12 protein-coding genes and 1 pseudogene are annotated in these 16374 nt (G+C 48.7%); all 13 read left to right on the top strand.

What is annotated here, in order from left to right:
* The first annotated feature begins 719 nt into the window (after positions 1 to 719).
* The 13 genes and pseudogenes from ilvD to DW083_RS19155 all read left to right on the top strand — a co-directional run bounded on the left by ilvD (position 720) and on the right by DW083_RS19155 (position 16323).
* Entirely contained in the window at positions 720 to 2555 is a 1836-nt protein-coding gene (gene ilvD, locus DW083_RS19215; protein WP_115500158.1) for a dihydroxy-acid dehydratase, read from the top strand.
* Positions 2556 to 2578: 23 nt separating this feature from the next.
* A complete protein-coding gene (ilvB, locus tag DW083_RS19210) occupies positions 2579 to 4279 on the top strand; it encodes a biosynthetic-type acetolactate synthase large subunit (RefSeq protein WP_122333512.1) in 1701 nt (566 codons plus the stop codon).
* Between the two features lie 12 nt (positions 4280 to 4291).
* Positions 4292 to 4849, top strand: a complete 558-nt coding sequence (gene ilvN, locus DW083_RS19205; RefSeq protein WP_115500131.1) for an acetolactate synthase small subunit — start codon at positions 4292 to 4294, stop codon at positions 4847 to 4849.
* Between the two features lie 173 nt (positions 4850 to 5022).
* Positions 5023 to 5754 carry an acyl-[acyl-carrier-protein] thioesterase gene (locus tag DW083_RS19200; protein WP_122333511.1) on the top strand — a complete coding sequence of 244 codons (732 nt, stop codon included), beginning with the start codon at positions 5023 to 5025 and terminating at the stop codon, positions 5752 to 5754.
* A gap of 44 nt (positions 5755 to 5798) precedes the next feature.
* A complete protein-coding gene (ilvC, locus tag DW083_RS19195; protein WP_115500129.1) occupies positions 5799 to 6842 on the top strand; it encodes a ketol-acid reductoisomerase in 1044 nt (347 codons plus the stop codon).
* Positions 6843 to 6987: 145 nt separating this feature from the next.
* Complete coding sequence (locus tag DW083_RS19190; RefSeq protein ID WP_122333510.1) at positions 6988 to 8262, top strand: hypothetical protein; 1275 nt, start codon at positions 6988 to 6990, stop codon at positions 8260 to 8262.
* Between the two features lie 25 nt (positions 8263 to 8287).
* Positions 8288 to 9454: pseudogene (locus DW083_RS19185) on the top strand (metallophosphoesterase).
* A gap of 4 nt (positions 9455 to 9458) precedes the next feature.
* On the top strand, positions 9459 to 10265 hold the full coding sequence (locus DW083_RS19180; protein WP_122333509.1) for a carboxypeptidase-like regulatory domain-containing protein: 807 nt from the start codon (positions 9459 to 9461) through the stop codon (positions 10263 to 10265).
* Between the two features lie 336 nt (positions 10266 to 10601).
* Entirely contained in the window at positions 10602 to 12098 is a 1497-nt protein-coding gene (locus tag DW083_RS19175) for a 2-isopropylmalate synthase (protein WP_115500125.1), read from the top strand.
* 116 nt (positions 12099 to 12214) lie between these two features.
* Positions 12215 to 13609 (top strand): 3-isopropylmalate dehydratase large subunit, encoded by a 1395-nt coding sequence (gene leuC, locus DW083_RS19170; protein ID WP_122333508.1) that lies wholly within the window; start codon positions 12215 to 12217, stop codon positions 13607 to 13609.
* A 41-nt stretch (positions 13610 to 13650) separates the two neighbouring features.
* Entirely contained in the window at positions 13651 to 14241 is a 591-nt protein-coding gene (gene leuD / locus DW083_RS19165; RefSeq protein WP_115500123.1) for a 3-isopropylmalate dehydratase small subunit, read from the top strand.
* 27 nt (positions 14242 to 14268) lie between these two features.
* The gene (locus DW083_RS19160) at positions 14269 to 15777 is read left to right on the top strand and encodes an alpha-isopropylmalate synthase regulatory domain-containing protein (protein WP_199659198.1); all 1509 of its coding nucleotides are present in this window, start codon (positions 14269 to 14271) and stop codon (positions 15775 to 15777) included.
* A gap of 102 nt (positions 15778 to 15879) precedes the next feature.
* Positions 15880 to 16323 (top strand): methylglyoxal synthase, encoded by a 444-nt coding sequence (locus DW083_RS19155; protein ID WP_115500122.1) that lies wholly within the window; start codon positions 15880 to 15882, stop codon positions 16321 to 16323.
* Positions 16324 to 16374 lie beyond the last annotated feature (51 nt).

The following is a 16374-nucleotide window of genomic DNA, read 5'->3' as shown; positions in this document are numbered from 1 at the left end:
TTTCAATTACGACCGTCCAAATCGCCATTACGACCGTGCTAATCTTCGCGAGGTGCCGAGTGCACTACACATTAGCACGGTCGTAATGGCAAAGAGGACGGTCGTAATTGTTGAAAACACTCGAAAAAGAGGAAAAAGTCCCTTTTTGAGGTCAAAAAAGTGGATTAACATTTGTTTTGTTTTGGATGTCTTTCGGATTAAAAAAATACGTTTTATACAATAAGCCCCCCCCGGGATAGTTGAAAGTTAAGAGTTGAAAATTGAAAGTTAGAAGGGATCATATTTAAGAAATAGAAATTCGTATTTAAGAAAAAGTGAACTTGTAAATGATGATTTATCGGTGAGTTGCAGTTCAATCTTGTCAAAAACAATTATACAAGTTTGATTCAAGCAGAGATTTCTCCTTTATGATAATAAATAATGAGCCAGTCTTCCTTTTTTATTGAGAAATGTAAGATAAAGTGATATTTTTCTTTTAAATTCTTTGGTGGTACGAATTATTGTTCTACATTTGCAGCGTCAAACAAAAAATAAAGACATAAGAAAAGATGATGAACAATGTATTGCATATTATTCTCGTGGTGGTCCTTCTAGTCATTAGCAGGTAAGGAGAAAGGTGTGCAAGAAGTCGTGAAGTCGTATAAAGATATTTCTTAAGCCTTTCTCCATATAGAGAAGGGCTTTTTTAATGTATAAAAATAACGTAAACAAACAATATGATGAAGAATCCGTTAAGAAGTTCATACAGCACAGAGGGCAGACGCATGGCCGGAGCTCGTGCCTTGTGGCGCGCCAACGGCCTGAAAGAAGAGCAGTTCGGCAAACCTATTATAGCCATTGTGAATTCATTTACCCAGTTTGTACCCGGACATGTGCATCTGCACGAGATCGGGCAACAGGTGAAAGCGGAGATCGAAAAGTTGGGTTGCTTCGCTGCCGAGTTCAATACGATTGCCATCGATGACGGTATCGCGATGGGGCACGACGGGATGCTTTACTCGCTCCCTTCCCGTGACATCATTGCGGACAGCGTTGAATATATGGTAAACGCGCATAAGGCCGATGCGATGGTTTGTATCAGCAATTGCGACAAGATCACGCCGGGTATGCTGATGGCATCCATGCGGCTTAATATCCCGACCATCTTTGTTTCCGGCGGTCCGATGGAGGCCGGTGAGTTGGATAACCGCCACCTCGACCTGATCGATGCCATGATTGAATCGGCCGATACGTCGGTGAGCGACGAACGGATCGCACAGGTCGAACGGAACGCCTGTCCCGGATGCGGTTGCTGCTCCGGTATGTTTACGGCAAACTCGATGAATTGCCTGAACGAGGCGATCGGTCTGGCGCTTCCGGGTAACGGGACGATTGTCGCTACGCACGCTAACCGTACACAGCTGTTCCGCGATGCAGCCAAACAGATTGTGGAAAATGCTTATAAATATTACCGCGATGGTGACGACTCGGTTCTTCCCCGCAGTATCGCTACCCGTCAGGCTTTCCTGAACGCCATGTCGCTGGATATCGCCATGGGCGGATCGACCAATACGGTACTTCACCTGTTGGCTGTTGCCCAGGAAGCGGAAGCCGATTTCACGATGGACGACATCGATATGCTCTCACGCAAGACTCCCTGCCTTTGCAAAGTCGCTCCCAATACACATACCTATCATGTTCAGGATGTAAACCGTGCCGGTGGTATTATGGGGATTATGAATGAGTTGCTGAAGGGCGGACTGGTAGACGGCGGTGTGAAACGTGTGGATGGCATGACACTGGCCGAGGCTGTAGACAAATTCGCAATCACTTCGCCGAACGTAACGGATGAGGCAATCAAGAAATATAAGAGCGCCCCGGCCCATCGTTTCAGTATTCAGATGGGATCGCAGGAAACTTACTATAAAGAACTGGATACCGATCGTGCCGGAGGATGTATCCGCGACGTCGAACATGCTTACTCCAAAGATGGCGGCCTGGCTGTCCTGAAAGGAAATATCGCGTTGGATGGTTGCGTGGTCAAGACCGCCGGAGTGGACGAGAGTATCTGGAAATTTGCCGGTCCTGCTAAAGTGTTCGATTCGCAGGATGCCGCTTGTGAAGGAATCCTGGGGGGAAAAGTCGTTTCGGGTGACGTGGTCGTGATTACGCACGAAGGACCGAAAGGCGGTCCGGGTATGCAGGAAATGCTTTATCCTACCTCTTATATAAAGAGCCGCCATCTCGGTAAGGAATGCGCCCTGATAACGGACGGACGTTTCAGTGGCGGCACATCCGGCCTTTCTATCGGCCATGTGTCTCCCGAAGCGGCAGCCGGCGGAGCAATCGGCCTGGTAAAGGATGGCGACATCATCGAGATCGATATACCGGAACGTACCATCAATGTGAAGGTCTGCGATGCGGAATTGGCAGAACGCCGCAAGGCGGAAGAAGCCCGCGGAACGAAAGCCTTTACGCCTCCTTACCGCCAGCGAGTCGTCTCGAAAGCCTTGAAGGCTTACGGCAAGATGGTTTCATCGGCCGACAAAGGGGGAGTAAGAATTGTAGAAGATTAAACATCAGACTAAAATAGAGAGATATGGAGAAACAAAAGATAACCGGTTCGGAAGCTTTGCTGAAGACGCTGATCGCTGAAGGAGTAGACACTATCTTCGGTTATCCGGGAGGGCAGGCAATTCCTATTTACGACAGCTTGTATGATTACAGAGATCAGTTGAAACACGTCCTGGTCCGCCATGAACAGGGAGCGACGCATGCCGCCCAGGGATATGCACGCGTATCCGGCAAAGTGGGAGTGACCTTGGTTACTTCCGGTCCCGGCGCAACCAATACCATTACCGGTATTGCCGATGCTTTGATGGACAGTACGCCTATGGTAGTCATAGCCGGACAGGTGCCTTCTCCGCTGCTCGGAACGGATGCTTTCCAGGAAGTAGATGTGATCGGTATTGCCCAGCCAATAACGAAGTGGGCTTATCAGATCCGCCGGCCGGAAGAGATCGCCTGGGCTGTCTCGCGTGCCTTTTATATCGCTTCTACCGGCCGTCCGGGACCTGTTGTCCTTGACCTGGCAAAAGATGCGCAAGTCGGTTTGGTCGATTACGAATATAAGAAGGTGGACTTTGTCCGCAGCTATCAGCCGGAACCGGAGATCAACCGGGATCGGATTAAGACGGCTGCCGCTCTGATCAACAGTGCAAAGAAACCGTTCTGTCTGGTCGGGCAAGGTGTCTTGCTGGGAGGGGCTGAAGAAGAACTGAAAGCATTCCTGCTGAAGAACGATATACCGGCCGGTTCGACAGTTTTGGGCTTGTCGGCTATGCCTTCCGATTTTCCTTTAAATAAAGGTATGCTGGGTATGCATGGAAATGTAGGACCGAACCGGAAGACGAACGAATGTGACGTCTTGATCGCCATCGGGATGCGCTTCGACGACCGTGTGACGGGCGACCTGAATACGTATGCCAAGCAGGCCAAGATCATCCATCTGGATATCGATAACTCCGAAATCGGAAAGAACGTTCCGGTAGACGTGAAAGTGCTGGGTAATGCCAAACACACGATCCCGATGATTACAGAACTGCTGGAAGAACGGAAACGTCCGGAGTGGAATGCCGAATTTGAGCCGGATGCCCGGGAAGAATACGAGAAGGTGATTGAAAAAGAACTGTCTCCGGCCAGTGGCCAGTTGAAGATGGGCGAAGTGGTCCGCAAAGTATCCGAGGCGACAGGCAATGATGCCATCCTGGTGACGGATGTAGGCCAGAACCAGATGATGGGTGTCCGTTACTTTAAATATAAACAAACCCGCAGTGTGGTTACATCCGGCGGTCTCGGCACGATGGGCTTCGGCCTTCCGGCTGCTATGGGAGCTAAGTTTGGCGCACCCGACCGTACGGTCTGCTTCTTTACCGGCGACGGAGGCATGCAGATGACGATCCAGGAGTTAGGAACCATCATGCAGGAAAAACTCGATGTAAAGATTATCATCCTGAATAATAATTTCCTCGGTATGGTACGCCAGTGGCAGGAACTGTTCTTCCACGAACGCTATTCCAATACGACGATGGAGAATCCCGACTTCGTGGCAATTGCCAAGGCTTACGGTATCGCCAGCCGGGCGGTTGACAAGCGGGAAGAGCTGGACGAAGCCATTGCCGAGATGTTCGCGCATGACGGCGCATACGTACTGGTTGCCAATGTGGAGACATGCGGTATGGTATTACCGATGGTGCCTGCCGGAGCAAGCGTAACAAACATGATATTAGGAGATAAGTAAGGAGGCGAAGCTATGACAACAAAAAAATTATATACCGTTATTATCTTTTCAGAGAACACAGTAGGTCTTCTGAACCAGATTACGATTATCTTTACGCGCCGGCAGTTGAACATCGAGACGCTTTCCGTCTCTCCGTCTGCGATACAGGGTATCCATAAGTTTACGATCACGACCTTTGCCGATGAGGATATGATCGACAAGGTGGTGAAACAGATCGACAAGCGCGTCGACATCCTGAAGGCTTATTATAATACGGATGAAGACCTGGTCTTCCAGGAGATCGCCCTTTACAAGCTGAGCACGGAACTGTTCATCAAGATGGGCACGGTCGAGGACCTGATCCGCAAGTACAACGCCCGTATCCTGGAGATGAACGAGACGTGCGTGGTGTTGGAAAAGAGCGGTCATTACGACGAGACGCAGGCGCTTTTCAAAGAACTGAGCGAATCGATCGGCGTCTTGCAGTTTATCCGTTCCGGACGTATCGCCATCACCAAAAGCCGCGTAGAGCGGTTGAGTGATATGTTGGCCGATATGGAACGCAAGTTGCAGGAAAGAAACGGACAATAACGTAGGAGATGTCAAAACTCTCATTCACTGCGTTTGTGTCCTGGCGGGCTTGCCCCGCCATCTCATCCTAAACTGAATTACAGTAATTAGTATGAGGTTGCGGGTCAAGCCCGCAATGACACGCTAAAGCGTTGGTGGTTATTTTGATATATCTTTTTTTTAAATATAGAATTATGGAGAAGAACAAAGTAGGAGAATTTCATTTCGTCACAGAACCATATCTGTTGGATTTCCGTGGACGTGTAACGATCCCGATGATCGGAAACTATCTGATACACGTAGCGTCTACTCATGCCGCCGAACGTGGATTCGGCTTCAACGACATGTCCGAACGGCATACCGCCTGGGTGCTTTCCCGTCTGGCAATCGAGATGATCGAATATCCTGCCATGTCGGAACCCATAACGCTGTATACCTGGATAGACGAGGTCGGCCGTCTCTTCACCAGCCGTTGTTTCGAGCTGGCGGACAGCAACGGGAAGACCTTCGGTTACGCCCGTTCCATCTGGGCGGCTATCGACGTCGAGACACGCCGTCCGACCTTGTTGGATGTGGCTGGTCTGAGCGCTTATATAACCGAGCGTTCCTGCCCGATCGAGAAGCCGGGTAAGATTGCAGCTGCGGAAAGTGAGTCGGAAGGTATTCCTTACTCGATCAAATACAGCGACCTGGACATCAACGGCCACCTGAACAGTATCAAATATATGGAACACCTCCTGGACCTCTTTGACCTGGAGATGTTTAAGACAAAAGATATCAAACGTTTCGAAATCGCTTACCAGGCTGAAGGCAAATATGGGATGGAACTCATGTTGCATAAGCAGGATGCCGGTTCTGAAAAATATAATATGGCAATCTGTAACGAGGGCAAGGCGATTTGCCGTGCAGCCGTTACGTGGAGTTAGAGAATAGAATATTATTATTAAATACATTTTAAAGTAAAAAGAAAATGGCAGTAATGAATTTTGGCGGTGTTGACGAAAACGTAGTAACCCGCGAAGAGTTTCCGTTGGAAAAAGCAAGAGAAGTGTTGAAAGATGAAGTAATCGCAGTAATCGGTTACGGTGTTCAGGGTCCTGGACAGAGCTTGAACTTGCGCGACAATGGTTTTAACGTGATCGTAGGACAGCGTCCGGGCAAGACCTATGACAAGGCTGTTGCCGACGGTTGGGTACCGGGTGAGACACTTTTCGGTATCGAAGAAGCTTGCGAAAAAGCAACTATCATACAGGTTCTGCTTTCTGATGCCGCCCAGATCGAATGCTGGCCGCGTATCAAGAAATACCTGACTCCGGGTAAGGCGTTGTATTTCTCTCATGGTTTTGCAATCACTTACAAGGAACGCACAAACATCATTCCTCCCGCAGACGTCGATGTTATCCTGATCGCTCCGAAGGGTTCCGGTACATCTCTGCGCCGTATGTTCCTGCAGGGACGCGGCTTGAACTCCAGCTATGCAATCTTCCAGGATGCAACCGGCAAAGCATGGGACCGTGTAATCGCACTGGGTATCGGCGTCGGTTCAGGTTACCTGTTCGAAACAACTTTCAAGAAGGAAGTGTATTCCGACCTGACTGGCGAACGCGGTACGCTGATGGGGGCTATCCAGGGTCTGCTCCTGGCTCAGTACGAGACATTGCGCGAACATGGACACGAACCTTCCGAAGCATTCAACGAAACAGTGGAAGAGCTGACTCAGTCGTTGATGCCGCTGTTCGCAGAAAACGGTATGGACTGGATGTATGCAAACTGTTCCACTACCGCCCAGCGTGGTGCTCTGGACTGGATGGGCCCGTTCCACGATGCAACTAAACCGGTATTCGAAAAACTGTATAACGAAGTGGCTGCCGGTAATGAAGCACAGCGTTCTATCGACACCAACAGCAAACCGGACTATCGCGAAGGTCTGAACAAGGAGCTGGAAGCTCTGCGCAATAGCGAAATGTGGCGTGCCGGTGCCGTTGTCCGCAAACTGCGTCCGGAAAACAACTAATATATCTTGGGGAGGCGGTTGCCTTCCCGGATGAATATCTCACAGGGATACAAAGCTCTGGGAATTGAATTTCCCTTTGTTTTGTATCCCTGTGTTTGTTTTTTTGACTACCTTTGATCGGGTTAAACATTAAATACTATAGTCTATGAGGAATAAACTTTACTTTTGTTTAGCAGTCCTCCTTATGATGGGGACGCTGTCCGCTAAAGGACAAAATGTCTCCGAACCACAGTTGGTCGACGGATATTATCAGATTGAAAATGCGGAACAGTTGAAGTGGTTCCGCGATCAGGTGAACAGTTCTACGGAAATAGACCCGGAATATGCCGATATAGGTGAAGATTTTACAATCAGCAGGCTGAATGCCAAGTTGGTGGCTGATATCGATCTCTCCGGAACCGGTAGCTGGACGCCGATCGGGAATTACAACACGGGAATTCGTAACCATGAGTATGCTGGGACTTTCGATGGACAGGGACATGTCATTAGCGGTCTTACGGTGAATGAAATATCCGGCAGAATCAGTTATGGATTGTTTGGTTATGTATGGAGAGGGACGGTGAAGAATCTTGGAATCGTAAACAGTACGATCAAGGGCACTGATTATGTTGGGAGTATTTGCGGTATGCTTGGAAACGGAACGATCGACAATTGCTTCAGTACAGCAACGGTGATCGCGACAGGCGATGGTGCCCGTGTCGGAGGCTTAAGCGGCGGACTTCGCAAAACAAGTTTTATCCGCAATACCTACAATGCTGGGATCGTAACTGCAACAGGGGCAGGGTCGGATACAACTGGCAACCCGTCTGTAGGCGGTATAAGCGGATATATAGGCAGTGAATCTCTTGTAATAAATTGTTATAATGCCGGTTTGATAAGTGCTGCGTGCGAAAATGCTAAAATTGGCAGTATCACAGGAGATAATTATAGTGAGCAGTATACCTATTCTCAGACCAAAGCCCTTGAAGAAGGAACAGTGGGTATTTCTAACTGTTATTATTTGAAAGGTATAGTTTCGGACGATCAGGTGAAAACGTTGTCTGCCCCGGATTTCGTAACAATGATAAACAGTGACCTCTTTGGTGTCAATGACTACTGGCAGGGAACTGCAAGTTTTTCAAACTGTATGTTGCTGATTCCGACCTTTCAGGAAGGCAACCTTGTGCAAGTCACTGTCTCTTCTGATGACCCGACAGCTGTCGACAAAGTTTCTGATGCTGCAAACAATGTCCGTGTGATTGACGGTCGTGTTTGCATTATCACTTCTGATCCTGTGAATATGCGTATTGTCAGCATTACCGGGCGTACGGTCCGTACAGGTCGCCTTGCCGCCGGAACAAATGAGATTTCCGGTTTGCCGGGCGGTGTCTATATCGTGCTTTTGGATAATGGGACACGCAGCAAGGTTTTGATTCGGTAACTGAATAACTTAAATTATCTATATCATGAAGAAGTTTCAAGTCTTGATCATGTTTCTTTGGCTTTCTGTTTCCCTTGCGGGGGCGGTCGAGTCGAGGATCCAATTGATGCACGGGCCTTATTTGCAGAATCTGGGACCTGATGAGGTGACAATTGTATGGATGTCGGATCAGCCTTCTGTCGGCTGGGTGGAGTTAGCGCCGGATGATGGTTCCGATTTCTATGCGACGGAACGTCCCCGCTATTTCGATGCCCGCAACGGCGTGAAGAATACCTCGACGATCCATACGGTGAAAGTCAAAGGGCTTAAGCCGGGAACCAATTATCGCTACCGGGTGTTTGCATAGGAGGTATTGAGCCATATCGGCCATAAAATCATTTACGGGAACTATGCCTCGACGGATGTCTATTCGAAGAAGCCGTTGGTCTTCAAGACAAGTAATCCGGCTGATAATACCGTATCGTTCGCGATGGTGAATGACATACACGGTAAGAATGATGTCCTGTCCAATCTGGTTTCCAAATGTGACTTGAAAAAGACTGACTTCTTTATTTTCAACGGTGATATGGTTTCCGTCTTTAACGAGGAAAACCATATCTTCGACGGTTTTATGGACACGGCGGTAAAATTGTTTGCCTCCGAAATCCCGATGTATTACACGCGGGGTAACCATGAAACGCGCGGTGCTTTTGCAACCGAGTTCCAACGTTACTTCTCACCGAAAGAGGAGAATATCTATTACACTTTCCGGCAAGGTCCGATCTGTTTCGTGATCCTGGATACCGGGGAAGATAAACCGGATTCCGATATCGAGTATGCCGGTATTACGGTCTATGACGAATACCGGACGGAACAGGCCGAATGGTTGCGCCAGGTCCTGAACAGCAAGGAGTACAAGGAGGCTCCGTTCAAGATTATCGTAGCCCATATCCCGCCGATGGGTGGCTGGCACGGAAACCTGGAAGTGGAAAATAAGTTCATGCCTTTGCTTCGTGAGGCCAAACCCGATGTGATGCTTTGCGGCCACCTGCACCGTTTCATCCATCAGGATGCAACGGCCCAAACCCCGTTCCCGATAATCGTCAACTCCAATACCGCTGTCCTGAAAGCGACAGCCGATCCAAAAGAAATGAAGATACAGGTGGTGGATGTGGATGGTAAAGTACTGGATCAATTCTCTATAAAAAAGTAATATCATGAAATGTCTGCTTTTCTTTCTGTTGTTTTCATTGTTTGCTGCCAATGCGCAAGAGCATAAGACAGAGATAAACGGTGTGGTTAAAGATGCGAAGGGGAAACCTGTTGCTTTTGTCAATGTCGGGGTCATGGGAAAAGGCTTTGGAGGAATGTCTGACGAGACTGGAAAATTCTGCCTGTTTGTGCCGGATTCCTTGTTGGACGATCAATTGACCATATCCCATATTGCATATAAAAAGTACTCTTCCCGCCTCCGGGAACTTGCCGGTTCGCCTGTTACCGTTGTATTGGAGGATAGCCTGCTGGTTCTCCCGGAAGTCTCTATTTCTCCCATGAAAGGAAAGTGGATCAGCAATAAAGGAATACGGGTGCCGGGAGGCGTGATGGCTACCGATAGCATCGGCAGTTTGGGGGAAGAAATCGGTATTTCTGTGAAATTGGACAAGGATGGGCTGTTGGAACAAATCCGGTTACCTATTTTTCGATGCGGGTATGACAGTGTTTTGGTACGTATAAATCTGTATCATCTTTCTGATGAGATGAACCCGGAATTACTGCCGGTTCAGCCTATTTACCAAACAATCCGGAAAATGGAAAAGAAAGAAAAAGTCTTGTTTACCTACGATACGCCTCCCTTGATTCCGGCAGGAAATATCCGGGTTGGATTTGAGATTGTTCGCGTCTATGGCAAAGGCAAACTTTTCTTCCCGCTCTATTCAACCAGCAGCTTGCATCGTTCGGTTTCATTGGACACGTATAAGAAAGCGCCGTTCGGCATTAAGGCTTCCGTTTATGTGAGGCAATGATTTAGTTATGAATTGATTTTGCTTTTACTTATCTTACTTACGTTTTATAAGAAAATATATATAAAAAACTTCGATTTATATTTGGTGGTTTGGAAAAAGGCTGTATCTTTGCAGCGTTCAAACAGAAACAACGAAAAGAACAACATGAAACAGGAAATGCTAAATAGTCTCATTATTTCTCTAAATATTATTCTACTCTGGGAACGGGATAGGAAGTGAGACTGTATATGCTTTGCTGGGCATAAAGATATTAAAGAGCCTTTCTCACTTCCTTGTGAGAGAGGCTTTTTTTATTAAAGGAATAGTAAGTTATAATAAATTAAAGAGGATAGAACTATGTCAGACAGATTATTTATTTTCGACACTACATTACGCGACGGCGAGCAGGTGCCGGGTTGCCAGTTAAACAGCATTGAGAAGATTCAGGTTGCGAGAGCGCTGGAAGAACTGGGTGTCGATGTGATTGAAGCCGGTTTCCCCGTGTCGAGCCCGGGTGATTTTAATAGCGTTGTTGAAATATCGAAAGCCGTAACATGGCCTACTATCTGTGCGCTTACCCGTGCGGTTGAAAAAGATATCGACGTGGCTGCCGAAGCTCTGAAGTTCGCGAAACGCGGACGTATCCATACGGGTATCGGTACATCAGACTATCATATTAAATATAAATTCAACTCCAACCAGGAAGAGATTCTGGAACGTGCCATTGCGGCAACCAAATATGCCAAGAAGTATGTGGAAGACATCGAGTTTTACTGTGAAGATGCCGGACGTACGGACAACGAATATCTGGCACGTGTGGTAGAAGCCGTTATCAAGGCCGGCGCTACGGTTGTGAATATTCCCGATACGACCGGTTATTGCCTGCCGGACGAATATGGTGCGAAAATCAAATACCTGATGGAGCATGTGGACGGCATCGAAAAGGCTGTCATCTCTACCCATTGCCACAATGACTTGGGAATGGCAACCGCCAACACCGTACAGGGCGTGTTGAACGGAGCCCGCCAGGTGGAGGTCACCATGAACGGTATCGGTGAACGCGCCGGTAATACCTCTTTAGAAGAAATTGCCATGATTTTCAAGAGTCATAAGGAACGTGAAATCATCACCAATATCAATACGACGAAGATCTACGGTGTCAGCCGCATGGTGTCGAGCCTAATGAATATGCCGATCCAACCGAACAAGGCGATCGTCGGACGTAACGCCTTCGCCCACTCTTCCGGTATCCACCAGGACGGCGTCTTGAAGAACCGCGAAAGTTATGAAATCATCGACCCGAAAGATGTGGGTATTGACGATAATGCAATCGTATTGACTGCCCGCAGCGGACGCGCTGCCCTGAAACATCGCCTGCAGGTCTTGGGCGTCGAACTGTCACAGGAAAAGCTGGATAAGGTCTATGAAGAATTCCTGAAGTTGGCGGACCGTAAGAAAGATATTAACGATGACGATGTCCTGATGCTTGCCGGCAAAGACCGTACGGCTATGCACCGTATCAAATTAGATTACCTGCAAGTGACTTCCGGCGTCGGCCTGCAATCCGTTGCCAGCGTTTGCTTGGATATCGCGGGTGAGAAGTTTGAAGCCGCCGCTTCCGGAAACGGACCTGTCGATGCGGCTATCAAAGCAGTGAAATCGATTATCCACCGTACGATGACTATACAGGAATTCCTGATCCAAGCTATTAATAAGGGCAGTGACGATATGGGTAAAGTGCACATGCAGGTGGAATATGAAGGAAACCGTTATTATGGTTTTGCCGCCAATACCGATATCATTGCCGCTTCGGTAGAAGCATTCATCGATGCAATCAATAAATTTGTAAAATAAATAAAGGGAACGCAGATTTCGCAGAAAACGCAGACATGCGCAGACTGTTTTTTTAATGAATATATATCTGCGTGAGTCTGCGTTATCTGCGTAGTCTGCGTCCGGTAATAGAAATTATGAATACATTATTTGACAAGATTTGGGATTCCCACGTGGTCACGAAGATCGAAGAGGGACCCACACAGCTTTACATCGACAGACTTTACTGTCATGAAGTAACCAGCCCGCAGGCCTTTGCCGGTATGCGTGCACGTGGTTTGAAACCGCTTCGCCCGGAACGTATCTATTGTATGCCGGACCACAACACGCCGACACACGACCAGGACAAACCGATAGAAGACCCGATCTCGAAGAACCAGGTCGACACGCTGGCACGGAATGCCGCCGACTTCGGCCTGACTCACTACGGAATGCTGAATGAACGCAACGGTATCATCCATGTAGTCGGTCCCGAACGCGCCCTGACCTTGCCGGGCATGACAATCGTCTGCGGCGACTCGCACACCTCCACGCACGGAGCTGTCGGAGCTGTTGCTTTCGGTATCGGAACCAGCGAAGTGGAGATGGTGATGGCTTCACAATGTATCTTGCAGGCAAAACCAAAGACCATGCGTATCAGCGTGGAAGGCACATTGGGCAAAGGCGTGACAGCAAAGGATGTGGCGCTCTACCTTATGTCGAAGGTGACGACCAGCGGAGCTACCGGATATTTTGTGGAATATGCCGGATCGGCTGTTCGCAGTCTGTCGATGGAAGGACGCTTGACTTTGTGTAACCTTTCGATCGAGATGGGTGCGCGTGGCGGTATGATCGCCCCCGACGAAACCACTTTTGCCTATCTGAAAGGACGCGAAAATGCTCCGGTAGGTGAAGAATGGGAGAAGGCTGTCGCTTACTGGAAGACGCTGAAGAGTGGCGATGATGCCGTCTTCGATAAAGAAATCCGGTTTGATGCCGCTGATATCGAGCCGATGGTGACTTATGGAACCAATCCGGGCATGGGTATGGGTATCACACAGCATATCCCGACTGTCGAGGGCATGAGCGAAGTGGCTAAGACTTCTTTCCTGAAATCAATGGCTTATATGGGTTTCGAACCGGGCGAATCGTTGCTTGGAAAGAAGATCGACTATGTCTTCCTGGGTTCTTGTACGAACGGACGTATCGAAGACTTCCGCGCTTTTGCCTCTATCGTGAAGGGCCGGAAGAAGGCGGATCACGTGATTGCCTGGTTGGTGCCCGGCTCCTGGATGGTAGATGCTCAGATACGTGAGGAAGGTCTGGATAAGATATTTGAAGAGGCTGGTTTCCAACTCCGTCAACCGGGTTGTTCGGCTTGTCTGGCGATGAACGATGATAAAATCCCGGCAGGTAAGTATGCCGTTTCGACCAGCAACCGTAATTTCGAAGGACGTCAGGGACCGGGCGCACGCACGATTCTGGCTGGTCCGCTGGTTGCAGCTGCAGCCGCCGTAACGGGCGAGATTACCGATCCGAGACAGTTCATGTAGTCGTACGAAATCAAATAGTAAAACGATAAAATATCAAAGATATGAAACAGAAATTCAATATCATAACATCTACTTGTGTTCCACTCCCTTTGGAGAATGTGGACACAGACCAGATCATCCCGGCCCGTTTCCTGAAAGCGACCGACAAGAAAGGTTTCGGCGAAAACCTGTTCCGCGACTGGCGGTATGACAAGCAGGGAAACAAAATCGAATCGTTCGTCTTGAATGATCCGACCTATGGCGGCCAGATTCTGGTGGCAGGAAAGAACTTCGGTTCCGGTTCCAGCCGCGAACATGCAGCCTGGGCAATAGCCGATTACGGTTTCCGGGTGGTTGTCTCCAGCTTCTTCGCCGACATCCACAAAAACAATGAGTTGAACAACTTTGTTCTTCCGGTGGTTGTAAGCGAACAATTCCTGGCAGAACTCTTCGACTCTATCTATGCCGATCCGAAAACAGAAGTAGAAGTCAACCTGCCCGCCCAGACGATCACCAACAAGGCAACCGGCAAAAGCGAACATTTCGACATCAACGCCTACAAAAAGGATTGCCTGGTCAACGGTCTCGACGACATCGACTACCTCCTGTCTAATAAGGAAAAGATAGAGGCATTCGAAAAGGGACGTAAATGACACATCATTTATGAAAAACAAACAATTATGATAGAAATAATGGATACCACCCTGCGTGACGGGGAACAGACATCGGGAGTTTCTTTTGCGGCGCATGAGAAACTGAGTATTGCCCAGGCATTGCTCGACTTGGGTGTGAACCGCCTCGAGATCGCATCTGCGCGTGTCTCGGACGGCGAGTTTGAGGCCGTGAAGCGTGTGGCTTCCTGGGCGGAACGTACCGGAAATATCCAGAAGCTCGAAGTGCTCGGCTTCGTTGATGGCGATGTCTCGCTGAACTGGATCGAGGCTGCCGGATGTCGGACCGTGAACCTGCTTTGCAAAGGCTCTTACAAGCATGTGACGGAGCAACTGCGTAAAACTCCCGAACAGCATTTTGCCGATATCCGCAGCGTCATCAACCTGGCGACGGAACGGGGGATAGGAGTGAATGTCTATCTGGAAGACTGGTCGAACGGTATCAAGAATTCGCCGGAATATGTCTATCAGTTTGTCGATTCGCTTCGTGACCTGCCGGTGCGCCGGTTCATGTTGCCCGATACGTTGGGCATCCTGAATCCAGGCAACACTTATGATTATTGCAAGGATATGGTGACTCGTTATCCGGATCTGAAGTTTGATTTCCACGCTCACAACGATTATGACCTGGCCGTTGCGAATGTCTATTCTGCTGTTCGTGCCGGAATCAATGGCGTTCATACCACGCTGAACGGCTTGGGCGAACGTGCGGGAAATGCTCCTCTCAGCAGTGTGCTTGCCGTATTGAAAGACCAGTTGGGAGTGGAAACAACGCTCAGGGAAGAGAAGATCAACTATGCCAGTCGTCTGGTGGAAACTTTCTCCGGCGTCCATATCCCCACAAACAAACCGATCATCGGCGAACATGTCTTTACGCAATGCGCCGGTGTCCATGCCGACGGCGACAGCAAGAACAACCTCTATTGTAACGACCTGTTGCCCGAACGCTTCGGCCGCGTCCGCGAGTATGCGCTTGGAAAAACATCCGGCAAGGCGAATATCCGCAAAAACCTCGAATCGCTGGGGATTGACATCGACGAAAACTCCATGCGCAAGGTAACTGAGCGGATCATCGAACTGGGTGATAAGAAGGAAATGGTTACGACGGAAGACCTGCCGTATATCATCAGCGATGTGCTTCACCACGATACTATTGCCGATCAGCGCATCCGCATATTGAATTATTCTTTATCTTTGGCGCAGGGCCTGAAACCTGTTGCAACCCTGAAGATAGAGATCAATGGGGAAGCCTATCAGGAATCGGCTTCCGGCGATGGGCAGTATGACGCCTTTGTGCGTGCCCTACGGAAAATATATTCCGATCTGGGCCGTCCATTCCCGATGTTGACTAACTATTCCGTATCCATCCCGCCCGGCGGACGAACCGATGCATTCGTGCAGACTATCATCAGCTGGAACTATGCCGGAGTAGACTTTAAGACACGCGGACTCGATGCCGACCAGACGGAAGCAGCCATCAAGGCGACATTGAAGATGCTGAACAAGATAGAGCAATGAATAATGTGCCAATAGATCAATGTGCTAATGTGCCAATTTGTGGTTACATCGGTTATTCATTGGCACATTGGCATATTTGCAAATTAATAAATTATTGAAGTTATGAAGAAGTTAACAATCGCGCTTGTAGCGCACGACAACCGTAAGGCTGACATGGTAGAATGGGCTGTTCACAATGCTGAATTTCTGTCCCATCATTACATTGTATGTACCGGAACAACCGGAGGTTTGGTTCGACAGGCTATGGAAGAAAAAGGTGTACAGTCGGAAATAACCTGTATGCATTCCGGCCCGCTCGGTGGCGATGCTGAGATAGCAGCAATGGTAGTGCGTAAAGAAATCGACCTTGCCGTATTCCTGATCGACGACCTGAACCCACAGCCGCACGAAGCCGATATCCAGATGTTGCTTCGCCAATGCCGCGTTCATAACGTACCTATTGCCTGTAACCGTTACAGTGCCGATCTGATGATCACAAGCACACTGTGGGATGATGACAGCTATGTCCCCACAGAACCTAAATATGTCTATTTTAAAAGAGAATAAGAATGTGCCAATAAACAATATGCCAATGTGCCAATTAGTGGGTGCATTGGC

The organism is Parabacteroides sp. AF48-14 (genome assembly GCF_003477465.1).
Classification (GTDB): Bacteria; Bacteroidota; Bacteroidia; order Bacteroidales; family Tannerellaceae; genus Parabacteroides; species Parabacteroides acidifaciens.
The sequence above is the reverse complement of the archived record's forward strand: the minus strand, read 5'-3'. Positions and strand labels throughout refer to the sequence as shown.